17 protein-coding genes and 2 tRNA genes are annotated in these 18,422 nt (G+C 71.6%); 11 read left to right on the forward strand and 8 right to left on the reverse strand.

Annotated elements, in window-relative coordinates; translation table 11 throughout:
• Window positions 1–20: 20 nt before the first annotated feature.
• The 7 genes from EI169_RS05290 (at window position 21) to EI169_RS05320 (ending at window position 7,749) form a co-directional block, all read left to right on the forward strand.
• Window positions 21–1,172 carry a DNA polymerase III subunit delta' gene (locus tag EI169_RS05290; protein ID WP_125131404.1) on the forward strand — a complete coding sequence of 384 codons (1,152 nt, stop codon included), beginning with the start codon at window positions 21–23 and terminating at the stop codon, window positions 1,170–1,172.
• The gene (locus tag EI169_RS05295) at window positions 1,169–2,695 is read left to right on the forward strand and encodes an alpha/beta hydrolase (protein WP_125131405.1); all 1,527 of its coding nucleotides are present in this window, start codon (window positions 1,169–1,171) and stop codon (window positions 2,693–2,695) included. The genes EI169_RS05290 and EI169_RS05295 overlap by 4 nt, the downstream gene beginning before the upstream one ends.
• Window positions 2,696–2,781: 86 nt before the next feature.
• Window positions 2,782–2,857 (forward strand) — tRNA-Thr (locus EI169_RS05300).
• A 22-nt stretch (window positions 2,858–2,879) separates the two neighbouring features.
• A complete protein-coding gene (locus EI169_RS05305; protein WP_125131406.1) occupies window positions 2,880–3,272 on the forward strand; it encodes a hypothetical protein in 393 nt (130 codons plus the stop codon).
• A gap of 49 nt (window positions 3,273–3,321) precedes the next feature.
• Window positions 3,322–5,631, forward strand: a complete 2,310-nt coding sequence (locus EI169_RS05310; RefSeq protein WP_125131407.1) for an efflux RND transporter permease subunit — start codon at window positions 3,322–3,324, stop codon at window positions 5,629–5,631.
• 25 nt (window positions 5,632–5,656) lie between these two features.
• On the forward strand, window positions 5,657–6,235 hold the full coding sequence (locus EI169_RS05315; RefSeq protein ID WP_125131408.1) for an isochorismatase family protein: 579 nt from the start codon (window positions 5,657–5,659) through the stop codon (window positions 6,233–6,235).
• Complete coding sequence (locus EI169_RS05320; RefSeq protein WP_125131409.1) at window positions 6,232–7,749, forward strand: hypothetical protein; 1,518 nt, start codon at window positions 6,232–6,234, stop codon at window positions 7,747–7,749. Before EI169_RS05315 ends, EI169_RS05320 begins: the two co-directional genes overlap by 4 nt.
• Before the next feature lie 15 nt (window positions 7,750–7,764).
• Here EI169_RS05320 and EI169_RS05325 read toward each other — a convergent pair whose 3' ends face one another.
• The 4 genes from EI169_RS05325 to EI169_RS05340 all read right to left on the reverse strand — a co-directional run bounded on the left by EI169_RS05325 (window position 7,765) and on the right by EI169_RS05340 (window position 10,492).
• Window positions 7,765–8,460 (reverse strand): DUF1345 domain-containing protein, encoded by a 696-nt coding sequence (locus EI169_RS05325; RefSeq protein WP_240640647.1) that lies wholly within the window; start codon window positions 8,458–8,460, stop codon window positions 7,765–7,767.
• 177 nt (window positions 8,461–8,637) lie between these two features.
• On the reverse strand, window positions 8,638–9,237 hold the full coding sequence (locus tag EI169_RS05330) for a GNAT family N-acetyltransferase (protein ID WP_125131410.1): 600 nt from the start codon (window positions 9,235–9,237) through the stop codon (window positions 8,638–8,640).
• Window positions 9,238–9,294: 57 nt separating this feature from the next.
• Window positions 9,295–10,317, reverse strand: a complete 1,023-nt coding sequence (locus EI169_RS05335) for a hypothetical protein (RefSeq protein WP_205783879.1) — start codon at window positions 10,315–10,317, stop codon at window positions 9,295–9,297.
• A 102-nt stretch (window positions 10,318–10,419) separates the two neighbouring features.
• Window positions 10,420–10,492, reverse strand: a tRNA-Lys gene (locus EI169_RS05340).
• A gap of 323 nt (window positions 10,493–10,815) precedes the next feature.
• Here EI169_RS05340 and sigK point away from each other — a divergent pair.
• The 4 genes from sigK (at window position 10,816) to EI169_RS05360 (ending at window position 14,185) form a co-directional block, all read left to right on the forward strand.
• Window positions 10,816–11,418: an ECF RNA polymerase sigma factor SigK gene (sigK, locus tag EI169_RS05345; protein ID WP_164515526.1), complete on the forward strand. Its 603-nt coding sequence runs from the start codon at window positions 10,816–10,818 to the stop codon at window positions 11,416–11,418.
• Window positions 11,415–12,215 carry an anti-sigma factor gene (locus EI169_RS05350; RefSeq protein WP_125131411.1) on the forward strand — a complete coding sequence of 267 codons (801 nt, stop codon included), beginning with the start codon at window positions 11,415–11,417 and terminating at the stop codon, window positions 12,213–12,215. The genes sigK and EI169_RS05350 overlap by 4 nt, the downstream gene beginning before the upstream one ends.
• Window positions 12,216–12,259: 44 nt before the next feature.
• Window positions 12,260–12,898 (forward strand): response regulator transcription factor, encoded by a 639-nt coding sequence (locus tag EI169_RS05355; RefSeq protein WP_125131412.1) that lies wholly within the window; start codon window positions 12,260–12,262, stop codon window positions 12,896–12,898.
• A gap of 402 nt (window positions 12,899–13,300) precedes the next feature.
• Complete coding sequence (locus tag EI169_RS05360; RefSeq protein ID WP_125131413.1) at window positions 13,301–14,185, forward strand: aminotransferase class IV; 885 nt, start codon at window positions 13,301–13,303, stop codon at window positions 14,183–14,185.
• 110 nt (window positions 14,186–14,295) lie between these two features.
• Here the strand turns inward: EI169_RS05360 and pstB are convergent, their stop codons facing one another.
• From pstB to pstS, 4 genes are all read right to left on the reverse strand, one after another.
• Window positions 14,296–15,075 carry a phosphate ABC transporter ATP-binding protein PstB gene (gene pstB / locus EI169_RS05365; protein WP_125131414.1) on the reverse strand — a complete coding sequence of 260 codons (780 nt, stop codon included), beginning with the start codon at window positions 15,073–15,075 and terminating at the stop codon, window positions 14,296–14,298.
• Between the two features lie 30 nt (window positions 15,076–15,105).
• The gene (pstA, locus tag EI169_RS05370; RefSeq protein WP_125131415.1) at window positions 15,106–16,215 is read right to left on the reverse strand and encodes a phosphate ABC transporter permease PstA; all 1,110 of its coding nucleotides are present in this window, start codon (window positions 16,213–16,215) and stop codon (window positions 15,106–15,108) included.
• 1 nt (window position 16,216) lies between these two features.
• Window positions 16,217–17,161, reverse strand: a complete 945-nt coding sequence (gene pstC / locus EI169_RS05375; RefSeq protein WP_125131416.1) for a phosphate ABC transporter permease subunit PstC — start codon at window positions 17,159–17,161, stop codon at window positions 16,217–16,219.
• Window positions 17,162–17,233: 72 nt separating this feature from the next.
• A complete protein-coding gene (pstS, locus tag EI169_RS05380; RefSeq protein ID WP_125131417.1) occupies window positions 17,234–18,346 on the reverse strand; it encodes a phosphate ABC transporter substrate-binding protein PstS in 1,113 nt (370 codons plus the stop codon).
• Window positions 18,347–18,422 lie beyond the last annotated feature (76 nt).

Genomic DNA, 18,422 nt, shown 5'->3' on the forward strand with positions numbered 1-18,422 from the left:
GCGAGATTAGGGTGGGAGGCATGACCAGCCTCGCCGCGCCCGCGCCGTGGGACGCGGTGTGGGGGCAGGACGAGGCCGTTCGCGTGCTGCGGAATGCCGCCGAGGATCCGGCGGCGCTCACGCACGCGTGGCTGATCGTCGGGCCGCCCGGATCGGGTCGGTCGACGCTCGCGCGCGCGTTCGCCGCCGCGCTCATCGCCGAGCCGGGCGACACCGCCGCGCAGAACCAGGTGCTCGCCGGCACGCACCCCGACCTGACAGCGCTGCGCACCGAGCAGGTCGTCATCCGCATCGACGAGGCGCGGCGGCTCGTCGAGCGGGCGTACTTCGCGCCGTCGATCGGGCGCTACCGGGTGATCGTCGTGGAGGACGCCGACCGCATGACCGAGCGCACGTCCAACGTGCTGCTCAAGGCGCTCGAGGAGCCGCCCGAGCACACCATCTGGGTGCTGTGCGCGCCGAGCGACGCCGACCTGCTCCCGACCATCCGCTCGCGCGTGCGCGTGCTGCGGCTGCGCGAGCCCGAGGTCGACGACGTCGCGGCGCTCATCGTGCAGCGGACGGGGGTGGATGCGGCGACCGCGGAGCAGTCCGCGCGCCACGCGCAGCGCCACATCGGCATGGCGCAGCGCCTCGCGACCGACGCCGACGCGCGCGCCCGCCGCGACGCGACCCTCAGCGCGGTGCTGCGCGTGCGGGGGATCGGCGACGCGGTCGAGGTGGCCGGCGAGATCGTCCGCGTCGCGACCGAAGACGCCAAGGCCCTGACCGCCGAGCGCGACCGCGAGGAGCGCGAGGCGCTGCTGCGCATGCTGGGGGTCGCCGAGGGTGCGGCGGTGCCGCCCGCCGTGCGCAGTCAGGTGTCGGCGCTCGAGGACGACCAGAAGCGGCGCGCCACCCGCAGCCTGCGCGACGGCATCGACCGTGTGCTCACCGATCTGCAGGCTCTGTACCGCGACGTGATCGTGCTGCAGTTCGGCCGCGACGGAGACCTCATCAACCGCGAGTACGCCGAGGCGCTGCGCGCGCTCGCCGCCGACTGGTCGCCGCAGCGCACGCTCATCGTGCTCGATCGCATCGCCGAGACGCGCGCGAACCTCGAGCAGAACGTCGCGCCCCTCCTCGCCCTCGAGAGCCTGCTCATCACCGTCGCGATCGGCCTCGTGCCGTGAGCGCGGTCCGCGCGCGCGCTCTCGCGGCGCTCGGCCTCGTCGCCGTGCTCGCGACCACGCTGTCGGCGTGCTTCTTCGCGCCGGCGCCGATGCCGAGCAGCTCCCCGGATGTCAGCGGCGTCTCCGCCGAGCTGCTGCCCTACTACGGCCAGCAGCTCGACTGGCAGCGCTGCGAGAACGACCGCTTCGACTGTGCGACGGTCACGGCGCCGCGCGACTGGGCGGACCCGTCCGCCGGCGCCCTCGACGTCGCCATCATCCGGCAGCGGGCGACCGCCGGCGAGCGCGTCGGGTCGCTGCTGGTCAACCCCGGTGGCCCGGGGGTCAGCGGGTACGACTTCGTGCGCGATGCATCCGCGCAGCTCGTGCCGCCCGACGTCGCACAGCACTACGACGTCATCGGGTTCGACCCGCGCGGTGTGGGCCGCTCGTCGGCGGTGTCGTGCACGGATGCGGCGGGGCTGGACGCGTTCCTGTACGGCATCCCGGACGGCACGCGCGGGTCGGCGCAGTGGGATGAATCGGCCTCGCAGGAGGCGGAGCGCTTCGCCGATGCGTGCGAGGCCAACAGCGACGGACTGCTGCCCTACATCTCCACGGCCGACGCTGCGCGCGACATGGACCTCATCCGCGCCGTGCTCGGCGACACGACGCTGAACTACCTGGGCTACTCGTGGGGGACGGCGCTCGGCGCCCGCTACGCCGACCTGTTCCCGCAGCGCGTGGGGCGCATGGTGCTCGATGGTGCGATGGACCCGTCGGTGCCGGGTTCGCTCGTCGGCGCGGAGCAGGCGATCGGCTTCGAGAAGAGCCTGCGCGCGTTCTTCGCCGACTGCGGCGACCGCGAGGACTGCCCGTACGCGGGCAGCGTCGACGACAAGCTCGCCGACCTCGGCGCCCTGCTCTCCCGCGTCGACCGGCGGCCGGTGCCGGCGGAGGACGGCCGCCGTGTGGGGGCCGACACGCTCCTGACCGGGATCGTCTCGACGCTGTACTCGCCCGGGTCGTGGGTGCTCCTGCGACAGGCGCTGGCCGATGTCGAGAACGGCGACCCGACGACGATCCTCGCCTCGGCCGACGCCTACAACGAGCGGATCGACGGGGTCTACGTGTCGAATTCGACGGAGGCGTTCACGGCCTACAACTGCATGGACTATCCCCAGGACTCCGCCGAGCTGCAGCAGCAGGCGCAGGACCGCGTCGCTGCCGAAGCGCCGGTGACGGCGCCGTACTGGTTCGGCGTCGACGTCTGCGCGTCGTGGCCGGTACCGCCCACCGGCGTGCGCGCGCCCGTGAGCGCCCCCGGCGCGGCGCCGATCCTCGTGATCGGCACGACGGGCGACCCGGCCACACCCTACGTGTGGGCGCAGTCGCTGGCGGCGCAGCTGGAATCGGGCGTGCTGATCACGCGCGTGGGCGAGGGGCACACCGGCTACAACCAGGGCAACACGTGCGTCGACGACGCCGTGGACGCGTACCTCGTCGACGGCACGGCACCGACCTCCGACCTCCGGTGCGGATGACGCCCGGGCCACGACACCCGTGCGTGTTCGCGGCGGCCTCCGCGACCAGGTAAGATCGTTGATCGTGCATCGCGCAAGCGACGCGCGCCACCTTAGCTCAGTCGGCAGAGCGATTCACTCGTAATGAATAGGTCAAGGGTTCGATTCCCTTAGGTGGCTCCAGTTCTCCCGAACCGGAGCGGACATGACGAACGCACTCGAAGCGGTCGTCGAGATCTTCTCGTGGGTCGGTCTCGGCGTCGGCTCGCTCGTCGGGATCATCGCTCTGGTGGCGCTTCTCGCCGACGGCTCGTGGGTGCGCGTGCGCGGATTCGTCGAGCACGAGGCCGACGGCGCAGTCATCCGCTGGTTCGACGAAGACGGCCTCGCCAACGCCTGCCCGCTCTCCGATGCGCAGGTGGCGCACCTGGCAGGGGCGGATGCGGCGGACATCTGGGTGCGGCGCGGAGTCACCGGGCGCATGCGGTTCACGCGTCATTCGCCGGCGGTTCGCGCGTGGACGCTGCTCGCCGCCATCCTTCTCGCCGTCGGCGCGGTCGCCGTCGTGGTCTCGATCGTGCTCCTGTTCGTGAGCTGAGTCCGTCCCGCACTGGCGAGAAAAGCAGGTTGCTAGATAAGCTAGCTATATGTCCGCGACCGATGCCCCCACGCGCCGCGCGCGGCGCGCCGACGACAGCCGCCCCGAGCGCCCCAGCGGCCGCGTCCCGCGGTGGCTGCGCATCCTGCTGCCCACCGTCCTGATCCTCGTCTGGTTCGCCGGCGGGTCGATCGGCGGGCCGTACTTCGGCAAGGTCGAGGAGGTCTCCACCAACGACCAGTCGTCGTTCCTGCCGCAGTCGGCCGACGCCACGACGGTCAACGAGCGCCTCGCCGACTTCCTGGGCGAGGGAAGCATCCCGGCGGTCGTCCTCGTGGAAGCGGACGCAGCGCTCACCGACGCGCAGCTGACGCAGCTGCAGACACTCGCCGACGATCTCGCGCAGGAGCCCGATGTCGTCGACGAGGTGTCGCCGCCGGTCGTGAGCGAGGACGGCCGTGCCGTGCAGATCTTCGTGCCGTTGGACAGCGGGGGAGAGGTGCGCGACGCCGTGGAGGCGCTCCGCTCCACCGTCGCCTCCGACGTCCCCGACGGGCTGCGCGCGTGGGTGACCGGGCCGGCGGGGTTCACCGCCGACCTGGCAGAGGGCTTCCTCGGCATCGACGGGCTGCTGCTCCTCGTCGCCCTCGCCGCGGTGTTCGTGATCCTGATCGTCGTCTACCGCTCACCTCTGCTGCCGATCCTCGTCCTCCTCACCTCGGTGTTCGCGCTGTGTGTCGCGCTCCTGACGGTGTGGTGGCTCGCGTACGCCGGCATCGTCGTGCTCAACGGACAGGTGCAGGGCATCCTGTTCATCCTCGTGATCGGGGCGGCGACCGACTACGCGCTGCTGTACGTCGCGCGCTTCCGCGAGGCCGTCGCCGACGGGCTCGCCCGCTGGGACGCGACGCTGCGTGCGTGGCGCGGCGCGTTCGAGCCGATCCTCGCCTCCGGCGGCACGGTCATCGCGGGCCTGCTGTGCCTGCTGCTCTCCGACCTCGCCAGCAACCGCGCCCTCGGTCCGATCGCGTCGATCGGCATCGTCTTCGCGATGCTCGCCGCGCTGACCTTCCTTCCCGCCCTGCTCCTCGCGGTGGGCCGCGGCGCCTTCTGGCCGTTCATCCCGAAGCAGCCGGTCACGCCGCTCGCCGACGACCTCTCGGGCCCGGTCCGCGGGGTGTGGGCGCGGCTCGCCCGATTCGTCACCCGGCACGCGCGGCCGGTGTGGATCGTCAGCACGATCGTGCTGCTCATCGGATGCGTCGGTCTCACGCAGCTGCGCGCCGAGGGTGTGCCCGCGAGCGACCTCGTGCTGGGCGCATCCGAGGCCCGCGACGGTCAGGCCGCGCTCGCCGAGCACTTCCCGGCAGGGTCGGGGAGCCCCGTGTACGTCCTCCTCGACGAGGACCGTGCCGCCGACGCCGTGACGGTGCTCGAGGACGCGAGCGGCATCGACAGCGTCGCGATCGTGGCGGCCGACTCGCCCACCGGGCAGGCGCCCGTGTCGGTCGAGGGCGGTGCGCTGGCGGTGAGCGCGTTCGGCCCGCCCGGAACGCCGGCGCCCGCGCCGACGGTGTCGGACGGGCAGGTGCTGCTTGCCGCCACGCTCGCCGATGCCGCCGACTCGGATGCGGCGGAGACGACGGTGCGCGACCTGCGGGAGGCGCTCGATGCCGACCTCGGTGCCGGTACCGCGCTCGTGGGCGGCGAGACGGCGATCGACGTCGACACGAACGACACGTCGATCCGCGACCGCACGCTCATCATCCCCGTGATCCTCGGCGTCGTGCTCGTCATCCTCATGCTGCTGCTCCGCGCGATCGTCGCCCCCGTGCTGCTGATCCTCAGCACCGTGCTGTCGTTCGGCACGGCCCTCGGGGTCAGCGCGCTCGTCTTCGACTACGGCTTCGGGTTCCCGGGCGCCGACCCCTCGGTGCCGCTGTACGGGTTCGTCTTCCTCGTCGCGCTCGGCATCGACTACAACATCTTCCTGATGTCGCGCGTGCGGGAGGAGTCGCTCGCGCACGGCACGCGGCCGGGCATCCGGCGGGGGCTCGTGTCCACGGGCGGCGTCATCACATCGGCCGGTCTCGTCCTCGCCTCGACGTTCGCGGCGCTCGGGGTCATCCCGATCCTCTTCCTCGCGCAGATCGCGTTCATCGTCGCGTTCGGCGTGCTGCTGGACACGTTCGTCGTCCGGTCGCTCCTCGTGCCCGCGCTCGCGCTCGACATCGGGCGTGCGATCTGGTGGCCGTCCACGCTCGCCCGTCGTCCTGAGCCGGCCGCAGCGACCGCGGCACGCGGCGCCGTGGACCCGGCGCATCCGCGGCGTGCAGCTCGACGCACGCGCGGATCGTGACGCCTCCGCGGCGTAGGGTCGAGGCATGACGCGAGCCCTGTTCATCGTCGATGTGCAGAACGACTTCACCGAGCGCGGCGCCCTGGGCGTCGAGGGCGGTGACGCGGTCGCCGAGCGCATCACGCGCTTCCTGCACGCCCACGCCGGCGATTACGCGATGATCGTCGCCTCGCGGGACTGGCACCACGGCGACGACGACAACGGCGGCCATTTCTCCGATCATCCCGATTTCATCGACACGTGGCCGGTGCACTGCGTGGGCGGTACGTTCGGCGCCGACTACGACGAGGTGTTCGACACGTCCGCCGTCACGCACCACCTGAAGAAGGGGCAGGGCAAGCCCGCCTACTCGCTGTTCGAGGGCGTGGACGGCGAGGGCCGCACGGCGACCGACCTGCTCGAGCACGCTGGCATCCGCGACATCGACGTCGTCGGGCTGGCGACCGACTACTGCGTGCGCGCGTCGGCGCTCGACGCGCTGAAGGCCGGGCGCGGCGTGCGCGTCTTCCGCGACCTCGTCGCGGGCGTCCACGCGGATCGCAGCGCCGCGGCGCTCGACGAGATCCGCGCGGCAGGCGGCGTCGTCGCCGACTCCGGCGTGTGACCGCCGCGCGTCGATGGCCCGCCGAGCTGGCGGGCTGGGCGGCGGCACTCGCGCTGTCCGTCGGCGTCGTCGGTGTGGTGGCGACGGTGAGCGCCGACCTCCTGTTCACCGACGGCGATTCGCTCATCGTCGCGATGGTCGTGCGCTCGCTCGGCCTCGGTCAGCCGCAGGCCTGGGCCATGTCGCCCGTGCTGTTCCTTCCCGAGATCGTCGTCTTCGGGCTCCTATCGCTCATGGGGCTCGGGTTGCGGGCGACGATCGTGCTCAACGCGGTCGTGAACCTCCTCGCCCTCTACGGTGCGCTGCGGGTCGTCTCCGGCCGACGCAGTCCGGGCCGCGCGCCCGTGGCGGCCGCGCTGGCCGCATTCGGGGCGGTCGCGATCCTCGCGCTCCTCGAGGGCACGGCGACCCGCGACGGCGCCGCGTTCGTGACCCTGTTCACCACCACGACGTACTACTCCGCGACCGTCGTGGCGATGCTCGTGACCGTCGGGCTCATCCGTCGCCTGCTCGAGCGGCCGGATGCGGCGTCCTGGCCGACGCTCGCCGTGGTGGCCGTGATCGCCGCCGTCTCGATGCTCTCGAACCCGCTCTTCGTCCTGTGGGCCGTGGCGCCGGCCGGCGTCGTGCTCGCGGCGCTGGCGGTGGCGCGCCGCGCGCCGTGGCGCACCGTGATCGTCGTCGGCGCCACCCTCGTGGTAGGCGCGGCGCTCGGATACGCCGCGCGCGGGTTCTTCGCCGGCACGATCGTCGCGCAGAGCGACAACTACTTCCGCCTCGGCCAGGTGGGCCGGTCGGCCGATGCGTACGGCGCCGTCCTGACGCAGACGGCCTCGACGTGGCACGGCGCGCTGTGGCTCATGCTCGTCCTGGCGCTGTGGGCCGGTGCTCTCGGTATCGCCGTCGCCGCGTGGCGCGCCCGGCGCGCCGGGGTCGCGTTCGCGGCAGGGATCGCCGCGCTCGGCCCCGTGCTCGTGACCGTCGGCGCGTTCGCGCTCGGCACCGACGCCGTGCGCTATCTGCAGCCGTGGCTGTTCCTGCCCGCCGGGGCCCTCGCGTGCGTGCGGCCCGCCGCGGTCTCGAGAGCGCGCCGACGCATCGCCCTCGGGGCGACCACGGTCGTCGCGGTCGCCGCGGCGCTGATCGGTGCGCCCGCCGCGGCGGCCGCCGCATCCGGCACCGACCGCGACGTGCAGTGCGTCGTCGATTGGGTCGCGGCGTCGGGGCGCACCGGCGCGGGGCAGTTCTGGACCGTGCGCGCGCCCAAGGCGGCGCTCCCCGATCCCACGCGACTCGTGCAGGTCGACCACACCCTCCGCGTCTACACGTGGCTGACCAATCGCACCGACGCCGACGGTGCGCGCGTGACATTCCTTGTTCAGGATGCGCAGTCGCCGGCGTTCGAGCTGCCCGGGGGAGCGTCCCCCGCGGATGCGGCGCCCGTCGCGTGCGGGCGCTACACGATCTACGACTTCGGCGACCGCGTCCTGCCGCTCGGCCCGCCCCGCGACTGAGCGACGGAGGAGCGGTCAGCTGTTGACGAGGCTCGAGACGAGGTTGATCGTGGCCGCGAGCACCACCACGCCGAACAGGAACGACAGCAGCGCGTGCCGCAGCGCCTCGCGCCGCATGAGACTGCTCGTGAGTGTCGTGTCCGACACCTGGTAGGTCATCCCGAGCGTGAACGCGAGATACGCGAAGTCGCGGTAGTCCGGCGGCTCGGACTGGTTGAAGTCGATGCCGCCGCCGTGCAGGAAGTAGGCCTTGGCGTAGCGGAGCGTGAAGAGCACGTGGATGAGGAACCACGACGCGGCGACCGTCACGAGCGCGACCGCGGCGAGCTGGAAACGCGCGGCTTCGCTGGAGACGTTCCCCGACTCCGCCAGCACGAGGCCGATCGCGCCGAAGCTCGCGAGACTCGCGACGACGAGGAGGGTCTGGGCGACCCGCCGGGTCGGATCCTCGCGGCTCGCGTGCCGCGCCGTCTGCGTCGCATCCAGCCGCAGGATCGTCAGCCACGTGACCAGCGAGTAGGTCGCCGCGCCGGCGATCCACCCGATCGCGGGCGCATACGCCCACGATCCGACCGCCCCGACGACGATCGTGACGACGGCGGTGATCGCGAAGAGCGCGCCGACCCGCCACCCCGCCCGGTGGCGTCGGTCGGTGAAGTCGCGCTCGGGGGTGTGTCCCTGCGCGCCCGGGGGTGGAGTCGGATGATCCACGGCGGTCCTTCGATCGACGGAGTCGGTGTTCGAAGGCTAATCCGCGCGCGGCCCCACGCTGCGGTCCCGGCGCGCGAATCGCCGCATCCCGGTGCATCGGGTTCAGCGCGCGGCGATGCGGCACTGCTCTGTCGCCTGGGCCGCCGGTATCGATGGCCGTCCTTCACCTCTCGGCGCTCAGTTGGCTCCGGGGCGCTCGCGAGGGGTGGGATCTGCCGCGTCGAGTTCCACCCGCATGACGGGGCGCGTGCGGCAGGTGCGCCCGATCTCGTGGAAGCCGGCCTCGACGAACATCGACACCGTGCCGGTGAACAGCGCCGAGGCGGCCGGGCGTGAAGTCGAGAGTGCGGTGTCGACGGGGTGGCCGTCGAGCACGGATGCACCGTGTTCGCGGGCGTGCGCGATGGCGCGGAGGAGGAGCGCTGCGCCCACCCCCTGTCCGCGCGCCTCGCGCCGGTCGTTCACCCACGCGACCCAACAGGCGTGCGGGTCGTCGCTCAGGAGCCGGCGCAGCGCTGCGTTCTCCGTGATGCCGGGCAGCGACGCGCGCGGCACGACACGGCTCCAGCCCACCGGGCCTCCGTCAAGGTAGGCGATCACGCCGATGGGGACGACTGCTCTTTCCACCTCGTGATGCAGGGCGACCTCGTTCGACGGCCCGTCGTGCCGTCGGAACCGCTGGCACCAGCACGAGTCCGCCCTCGACGCGACGGGGCCGAAAGCGGCGCGGACGTCGGCCCACCGGTCGCTCGTCGCCGGTTCGACACGAATGGTCATCCCGCCATGATCGCGGCTGCGCGACGAGAGCCGCCAGTATCGACGTCGTCGGCCCGCTCAGCGGAAGGTGAGCACGCCCGTCGCCAGCTGGAACGGCGCGGGCACGGGAGGACGCTGGAGACGCCGGATTCGCTGGCACGCGAGTCGCGTCCAGGGCTCGTGCCGGCGCGTGCCCGTGACGAACACGACGAGGCTGCCGTCGTCGGCGATGCGCAGCGCCGGGTCGCACACGCCCGCACCCATCCACTCCGGCGTGTCCGGACCATCCGTGTCGAGGATCCGCACCGGCGCGCTCCAGGCGGACCGCTGCGGCGAGGCGCTGGCAGCGGTCATGAGCCACAGTCCCTGCGGGGGGAATGGACGGGTTCCGTGCAGATTCGTGCCCGCGGCGAGGACCATCGTCCACCCGGCGGGCGCCCGCGCGAGAGCGATGTCGAAGAACCCTTCGGCGGGGGCGGCGAACCGCGTCGGGGCGCTCCACCCGTCGAGGCCGTTCGGACTCGTGACGCACCGCAGTTCGTAGTCGGGCTGCTCGCCCGGCGCGACCTCGTGCGGCGTCGCGAGGTACCACATGACGTAGGTGCCGTCTTCGTGCACGACGCGCGGCTCGAGCACACTCGGGCGTTCGGCGTCGCCGGTGATGAGCGGCGCCCCCGTGCGCCGCCACACGCCGTCGACCTGCTCGAGCACGCCGATCGCGTAGCGACTGCCTCGGCCGACATGACGCCGGCTTTCGCGCCCCGCGTAGTAGATGCGCGCCGGTGCGCCGCGGGAGGCGGGCACGTAGGACGGCGTGTGCATCCCGCCGCCGTCCCATGCGCCGCGCGGCGGATCGGCGACGAGCGCGCGCACTCTTCGGCCGCGCCGCTTCACGGGCGACCACCGAGCCGCCGGCAGCGCCTCCGAGCGCGGCGCCGTCGCGGCGTACAGGCGATTGCGGAAGCTCGTTGAGTAGCCGCCGAGGTAGAGCGTCCAGGTGTCGCCGTTCAGCGCGAGGTCGCCGCATCCGACACCCAGCAGTCCACGCGGCATCGGTCCGTGGAGCATGTCCCACAGGACCCGGGCGGATGCGAGCCGCATCACCGCGTCCGCGGAACGCCGACGGCCGAATGCGCGATCACGCGCCCACGGTACTGCGTCGACGCCGCGAGGGCTGCCTGAGTGGAGGCATTGGCGGGACGGTGGGCCCCGTGGGGCTCGAACCCACGACCCGCGGATTAAAAGTCCGATGCTCTACCGACTGAGCTAGAGGCCCGTGGCTCCAGCCTAGTCGTCGTGGACGGCACGGAATCCGGGACGGGAGGTGCCCGAACATCCTCCCGCGCGGATTCCCCAACCATCGTGGTCCCGGATTCCGTGCCCGACTCCCCGACGCGGCCGCCGGATCCTCCTCGCCCGAGGCTCACGGCGGCCGCGCGGCCCGACCAGGGAGCGGTGAACGCTCGCGCGACGTCGGGTGTCCGGGGACGTCATCGCCTGTTCGGAGCCCTCCGCGAATCGGATGGGGCAATCCGTTCGTGTCCGCGCCACGAACACGCACACAGGGTGGCCTGCCAGGAAGCGGGGGAGGAGTTTGGCATGCTGGTGGATGTGGTGATCGACGGCGTGGAAGTGTCCGAGCACGCCGACGAGCCCGTCGACCACATCGCGGGACTCCTTGCCCGCATCGCCGCCGGTGACCAGCAGGCCTTCGCCGAGCTCTACGACCTCATGTCGTCGCGCGTGTTCGGGCTCATCCGTCGCGTCCTCGTGGATCCGTCCCATAGCGAGGAAGTGCTGCAGGAGGTCTTCCTGGAGGTGTGGCAATCCGCGGGGAAGTTCGCTCCGAACAGAGGGCAAGGACGTTCGTGGCTTCTGACCATCGCCCACCGGCGAGCGGTCGACCGAGTGCGGTCGTCACAAGCGAGCACCGACCGCGACGTGCGGGTGGGCTTCCGCGACATCGAGGCACCGCGCGATGATGTAGCGGAGAACGTGGAGCTGCGCATCGAGGGGCGGCGCGTGGTGGAAGCGCTCGCGACGCTGCCCGAAGCGCAGCGCGAAGCGCTCACGCTGGCCTACTACGGCGGGTACAGCCAGAGCGAGATCGCGGCCCTCGTGGGAGCGCCGCTGGGAACGATCAAGACGAGAATGCGAGACGGCTTGAGCCGGTTGAGGAACGAGATGGGGGTGAGCGTGTGAACATCGACGAGTTCGGCGAGCTGTCGGCCGCTGCGGCGCTGGGCGCGCTCACGCCCGACGAGCAGCGCGCGTACGACGCCGCGCTGCGCGAGCACCCCGAGTGGGTGCACATCGTCCGCGCCGACGTCGAGACGGCCGTGCTCCTCGCCTCCGCCACCGACCCGGTCGACCCGCCCGCCCACATCCGCGGGGCTCTGCTCGCGCGGATCGGCGCGGCCGCCGTGTCGCCCGCCGCATCGGAGACCGACCCCGCCGAGGAGGACTACGCCGCAGCGGGTGCGACCCCCGTCGAGCCCGTGCACGCCGAGCCGCAGACGGCCGTCGCGGCGGGCGGATCCGGCTGGGGCCCGCGGTCGTGGTTCGCCCTCGCCGCATCCCTGGTCCTGCTCCTCGCGCTCGGCTTCGGCGCCGTCTCGCTCGGCCAGTACCTCAACCGCCCGGCGGCCGTCGTCGCGCTCGAGCAGATCGAGCAGGCGCCGGATGCGGCGTCGGCGAGCGTCGACCTCGGAGACGGGGGCGTGGCGACCGCGCACTGGTCCGAGCAGCTCGGGCGGGCGGTGCTGGTGTCGGATGACATGCCGCAGCTGGCGAGCGACAAGTCGTACGAGCTGTGGCTCATCCGCGACGGCCAGCCGCTCGCGGCCGGCCTCATGGACGTGTCGGGCGGCGCCAGCTCCGCCGTCATCGAGGGCACCTACGAGGCGGGCGATGTGATCGCCGTGACGATCGAGCAGGCGGGCGGCTCGCCCGACGGCACCCCGTCCGGCGCCCCGATCGTCGCGATCCCGACGGCTTGAGCGCCGCGGCCCGCTCGCAACGGTGCCGCGGGTAGCCTGGAGCGATGACCGATCCGTCGCGCGAATTCCACAAGCCCGTGCGCCGGCCCGCGGAGCTCTTCGACCGACTGTTCGCCGCCGACGATCCGGCCGAGGTCTCGCGCGCCGCGCACAGCACCGCGCAGGCACTCCTGTCGCGCGTGCGCGAGGACCCGTCGGCCGAGGTCGTCGACCGCCTCGTCGCGTTCACCGACGAGAACGGCATCGACGACATCGCCGAGCTGTGGTCGCGCTCGCCCGCCCGCTCGCTGCCCGGCGCGCTGTGGCGGCTGTACCTCCTGCAGCTCATGATCCACGACGACCCGCAGACGGCCGCGCTGCTCTACGAGCGCGGGCGCACCATGATCCCGTCCTCCGACCCCGTCGTGGCAGGAGCGCCGTCACCGGCGAGCCCCGAGGAGCTCGTGCAGCTCATCGACACGATCCTCCGCGGACTGTTCACGGGCGACTTCGCCGTCGCCCTCGACCGCGCCGCGGCGTTCTGCCGGGTGCAGGCGGCGGGCGCGACGTACCTCGCCGACGACTACGAGGCGACCGAGCCCGAACGCGCATCGACGTTCACGTCCCGCGCCCTGCGCCTGTCGACGTACGCGAACGACCTCGCCGCGTGCGCCGCGCTGTGGCGCCGCGAATCGCTCACCTGACCTCGCGGATGCGGCGCCCCGCGGCGCGCGCAGGGGAAACCACGCGCGAGCCGGAACAACACGTCGCGCATGATTTCTCGCCAGCTCCGTGGTTTCTCGCGTCGGGACGCGCCCCGGCAAAGAAAGTGCCGGGCCGCAGAACGCCCGGTGCCGGTGGCCGCTGCGCGGGAGAGGCGTTCCGCGCCCCGGCAAAGAAAGTGCCGGGCCGCAGAACGCCCGGTGCCGGTGGCCGCTGCGCGGGAGAGGCGTTCCGCGCCCCGGCAAAGAAAGTGCCGGGCCGCAGAACGCCTCTCGGCGCAAGGCCGCTCATAGCGGCAGAAGATGGAGCCCGGGGTTACTGCGGCCCGGCTACAGGAGTCTAACAAGCGCACGGCGGTGCTATTCCCGGCCTAGTCTCGGAGCATGGCTTGGCGCTACGCTCTCGTCCTCGACCCGGCGGCCGCGGACGACACCCGTACGGAATTCCGTGACACCTTCACGCCGATCGACCCGGCTGCGCCGGCGCTCAGCGTCGGGGAGCTGTCCACGCAGCGCGGCGACGGGATCTTCGAGTCGATCGGCGTCGTCGACGGGCACGCGCAGGAGACCCAGGCGCACCTGGAGCGCCTGGCTCACTCCGCGCAGCTGTGCGACCTGCCGGCGCCGCACCTTCAGCAGTGGCGGCAGGCCGTCGACGCAGTCGCCGCGGAGGCCGATGCGGGGGAGAGCGTCATCAAGCTCATCCTCAGCCGCGGCGTCGAGCACGGCCCGGCTCCGACGGCCTGGGTGACTCTGGCGCCCGCTCCCGACAACTCGCGTGCGCGCGAGGACGGTATCCGGGTCGTGGTGCTCGATCGCGGCCTCGACAGCGGCGCGCCGGCGCGCGCACCGTGGCTGCTGCTGGGAGCGAAGACCCTCTCGTATGCGGTGAACATGGCCGCCATCCGCGAGGCGAAGCGCCGCGGGGCGTCCGACGCGATCTTCGTCTCGAGCGACGGGTACGTGCTGGAGGGCCCGACGTCCTCGGTGCTGCTGCGCTTCGGCGACCGGTTCGTCACCCCCGAGCCGGGCGCGGGAATCCTGCACGGCACGACGCAGCTGAGCATCTTCGCGTGGCTGGCCGCGCAGGGCTTCGAGACCGCCTACGAGGCGGTGCCCGCATCCGCCCTCGCCGACGCGGATGCGGCGTGGCTGGTCTCGAGCGTCCGCCTCGCCGCGCCCGTCACGGCCATCGACGACCGCGAGCTCGCGGTGGACCGGGCCTTCACGGCGGAGCTGAACGCGTACCTCCTGTCGCCGCGCGACTGAGCACCCGCCCGCCGCGCGCACAAACGCGGCCTGCGCCGAGGAACGCCGCATCGCAGCGTTTCCCGGCGCAGATCGCGTTCATCGACGCCACCGCGCGGCGCAGGGCCGGCTCAGCCGAAGCGGCCGGAGACGTAGTCCTCGGTCGCCTGCACCGACGGCGTGGTGAAGATCGTCGCGGTGTCGTTGTACTCGATGAGCTTGCCGGGCTTGCCGGTGCCGGCGATGTTGAAGAACGCCGTCTTGTCGGACACGCGCGAGGCCTGCTGCATGTTGTGCGTGACGATCACGACGGTGTAGTCGTTCTTGAGCTCGCCGATCAGCTCCTCGATCGCGTACGTGGAGATCGGGTCGAGCGCGGAGCACGGCTCGTCCATGAGAATGACCTCGGGCGACACAGCGATCGCGCGCGCGATGCACAGACGCTGCTGCTGGCCGCCCGACAGGCCCGAGCCGGGACGGTCGAGGCGGTCCTTGACCTCGTTCCACAGGTTGGCGCCCTGCAGCGACTTCTCCACGAGCGCGTCCGCGTCGCTCTTGGAGATGCGCTTGTTGTTCAGGCGCACCCCGGCCAGGACGTTCTCGCGGATCGACATCGTCGGGAAGGGGTTCGGCCGCTGGAAGACCATGCCCACCTGCCGACGCACGAGCACGGGGTCGACACCCGGGCCGTACAGGTCGTCGCCGTCGAGCAGCACCTCGCCCTCGACGCGCGCGCCGGGGATGACCTCGTGCATGCGGTTGAGGGTGCGCAGGAATGTGGATTTGCCGCATCCGGACGGACCGATGAAGGCGGTCACGGTGCGCGGCTCGATGTCGAGCGAGACTCCCTCGACCGCCAGGAAGTCGCCGTAGTAGACGTTCAGGTCGTTGACTTCGATGCTCTTGGACACGATTCCTCGGGTTTCGCTTTCGGGTAGGGCTCAGCGGCCCAGCTTGGGGGAGAAGATGCGTGCGACGACCCGCGCGATGAGGTTCAGCACCATCACGATCACGATGAGCACGAGCGCCGCCGCCCACGCGCGGTCGATGTACGCGGAGGCGGGGATGCCCTGGTTCATGTACTGCGAGTAGGCGAACACCGGGAGGGTCGCCATGCGACCGTCGAACAGGTCGTAGTTCATCGATGTCGCGACGCCGGCGGTGAGAAGGAGCGGGGCCGTCTCGCCGATCACTCGGGAGATCGACAGCATGACACCCGTCGTGATACCCGCCACCGCGGTCGGCAGCACGACCTTGCTGATCGTGAGCCACTTCGGCACCCCGAGCGCATACGACGCCTCGCGAAGCTCGTTGGGGACGAGACGCAGCATCTCCTCGCTCGAGCGCACGACGACCGGGATCATGAGCACCGAAAGCGCGACGGCGCCCATGATGCCCATGCGCACGCCGGGTCCGAGGAACAGCGCGAACAGCGCGTACGCGAACAGGCCCGCCACGATCGAAGGGATGCCCGTCATGACGTCGACGAGGAACGTGATGCCCCGCGCGAGGCGCTTTCCGGCGCCGTACTCGACGAGATAGATCGAGGTGAAGATGCCGATCGGGATCGAGATGACGGCCGCGGCCAGTGTGATCAGCAGCGTGCCGACGATCGCGTGCAGCGCGCCACCGCCTTCGCCCACGACGTTGCGCATGGAGCTGGTGAAGAAGGTTCCGCTCAGACCCGCCACGCCGTTGGCGACGACGGTCACGGCGACCGACACGAGCGGGACCATCGCGATGCCGAACGCCGTGACGACGACACCCGTCACGAGTCGGTCGACGGCCTTGCGGTTGCCCTCCACGAGCGTGGACACGATCGTGATGAGCACGAGGTACACCAGCGCGGTGAGCACCACCCATCCAGCGATGTTGAAGCCCGTGCCCTCGGCCGCGGCCATGATGCCGAAGAGGATGCCGACGATCGCGGCGCTCCCGGCCAGCAGCGCCCACGGCGCCCACGCCGGAAGGCGACCTGAGGTGAGGGAGACCTGACCGCGGACGGGACCGGGTGCGTGACGGGTCGCGGCGGCGGCGGTGGTGGCGGTCATGTCAGTTGGCTCCCGAGAAATCCTTGCGCCGGCTCACGATGTAGCGAGCCAGCGCGTTCACGGCGAAGGTGACGACGAACAGGATGAGACCGGTCGCGATCAGCACGTTGATGTTCGTGCCGTACGCCTCCGGGAACGTCAGCGCGATGTTCGCAGGGATCGTGCTGGGGTTCTGCGAGGTGAACAGCTGGATCGTCACGACGCCCGTCGCCGAGAGCACGAGGGCCACGGCCATCGTCTCGCCCAGTGCGCGACCCAGGCCGAGCATCGACGCGGAGACGATGCCGCTGCGCCCGAACGGGAACACCGCCATGCGCACCATCTCCCACCGGGTGGCGCCGAGGGCGAGCGCGGCCTCCTCATGCAGGACGGGGGTCTGGAGGAAGATCTCGCGGCAGATGGCGGTGATGATCGGGGTGACCATGACGGCCAGCACGATCGCTGCGGTGAAGATCGTGCGGCCGGTCGCGGACGCATCGCCTGAGAACAGCGGGAACCAGCCCGCATTGGTCGTGAGCCACGAGTACACCGGCTGCGCGGCCGGAGCGAGCGTCAGAATCCCCCAGAGGCCGAAGACGACAGAGGGCACGGCTGCGAGCAGATCGACGATGTAGCCGAGGCCCTGAGCCAGCCGGCGCGGCGCGTAGTGGGAGATGAAGAGGGCGACCGCCACGGACAGCGGGACCGCCATGATGAGCGCGAGGACGGAGGCCCAGACGGTTCCGAACGCGAGCGGCCACACATACGACCAGAAGTTCCCCGGAAGGATCGAGGCGTTCTCACTGGTCGCCGTGAGCCCGGGCACGGACTGGACGACGAGGAAGATCGTGACCGCGGCGAGGGTCACGAGGATCATGCTGCCGGCGAACAAAGCGGTTCCGCTGAACCACCGGTCGCCGGGACGCTGCTTCGGCTTCTCTCGGGTCGGAGCCGTGGTCGAGGTCATGATGTCCTGTCTCGGGTTCGGGATCAAGGCGATACCCGGCCCGGCGCGAACGCCGGGCCGGGTATCACGGTATTACTCCGCGGCGATCAGATCGATCGCGGCGTTCACCTTCTCGCGCAGGGCGTCGCTGATGGGCGCGCTGCCGGCGGCGTCGGCCGCGGCGGTCTGGCCCTCTTCGCTGGCGACGTACTGCAGGAAGCCCTTGACCACCGGGGCGACCGACGCGTCGGCGTACTCCTGGCACGCGATCATGTAGCTGATCAGGACGATCGGGTACACACCGGCCGTGGTCGAGGTGCGCTCGAGGGCGATGGCGAGGTCACCGTCCGCGCGGCCCTCCTCGAAGGGCGACTCGTCCGCGATCTTGGCGGCAGCCTCGGGGGAGTACTCGACGAACTCGTCGCCGACCTTGATGGCGGCCGTGGCGAGGCCCTCCTCCTTGGCACGGGACGCGTCGGCGTAGCCGATCGTGCCGTTTCCGCCGGCGACCGCCGACACGACGCCGGAGGTGCCGTTCGCACCCTCACCGCTGTCCAGCGGCCAGACGCCGTCGGGCTCGGACGTCCACACGTCGGGAGCAGTCTGGAAGAGGTAGTCGGTGAAGTTCTCGGTCGTACCCGAGTCGTCCTGACGGTGGACCGGGGTCACGGCGAGGTCGGGGAGCGTCACGCCCTCGTTCAGCGCGGCGATCGCGGGGTCGTTCCACTTGGCGATCTTGCCCGAGAAGAGCCCGGCGACCGTCGCGGCGTCGAGGTTGAGCTTGTCGACGCCCTCGAGGTTGAAGATCACCGCGATCGGCGAGATGTAGGTCGGCAGCTCGATGATGCCCGAGCCCTCCGCGCAGCCGCTGAACGGGCCGGCTTCGATCTCATCGGACTTGAAGGCACGGTCCGAGCCGGCGAACGCGAAGGCGCCGGCCTGGAACGACTCACGACCGGCGCCGGAGCCGGCGGCATCGTACGAGATGGTCACGTCGGGGTTGGCGGTCTGGAAGCCTGCGGTCCACGCCTGGACCGCCACCTCCTGCGACGTAGCACCGCCGCCGGCGATCTCGCCGGAGAGGTCGGACGCAGCCGACGACGAGTCGCCGTTCGGGGTGCTGCCTTCGTTCGCGGCGCAGCCGGCGAGGGCGAGGGCCGCGACGGCGGCGACCGCGCCGAGCTTGGCGAAACGGGTGATCTTCACGATGGTGATCCTTTGCGGGATGTCGGGAACTGTGCGAACCCGGTGCAGGGCTCGTCCTGAAAGGTAGACACCGGCG

The organism is Microbacterium sp. 10M-3C3 (genome assembly GCF_003931875.1).
Classification (GTDB): domain Bacteria; phylum Actinomycetota; class Actinomycetes; order Actinomycetales; family Microbacteriaceae; genus Microbacterium.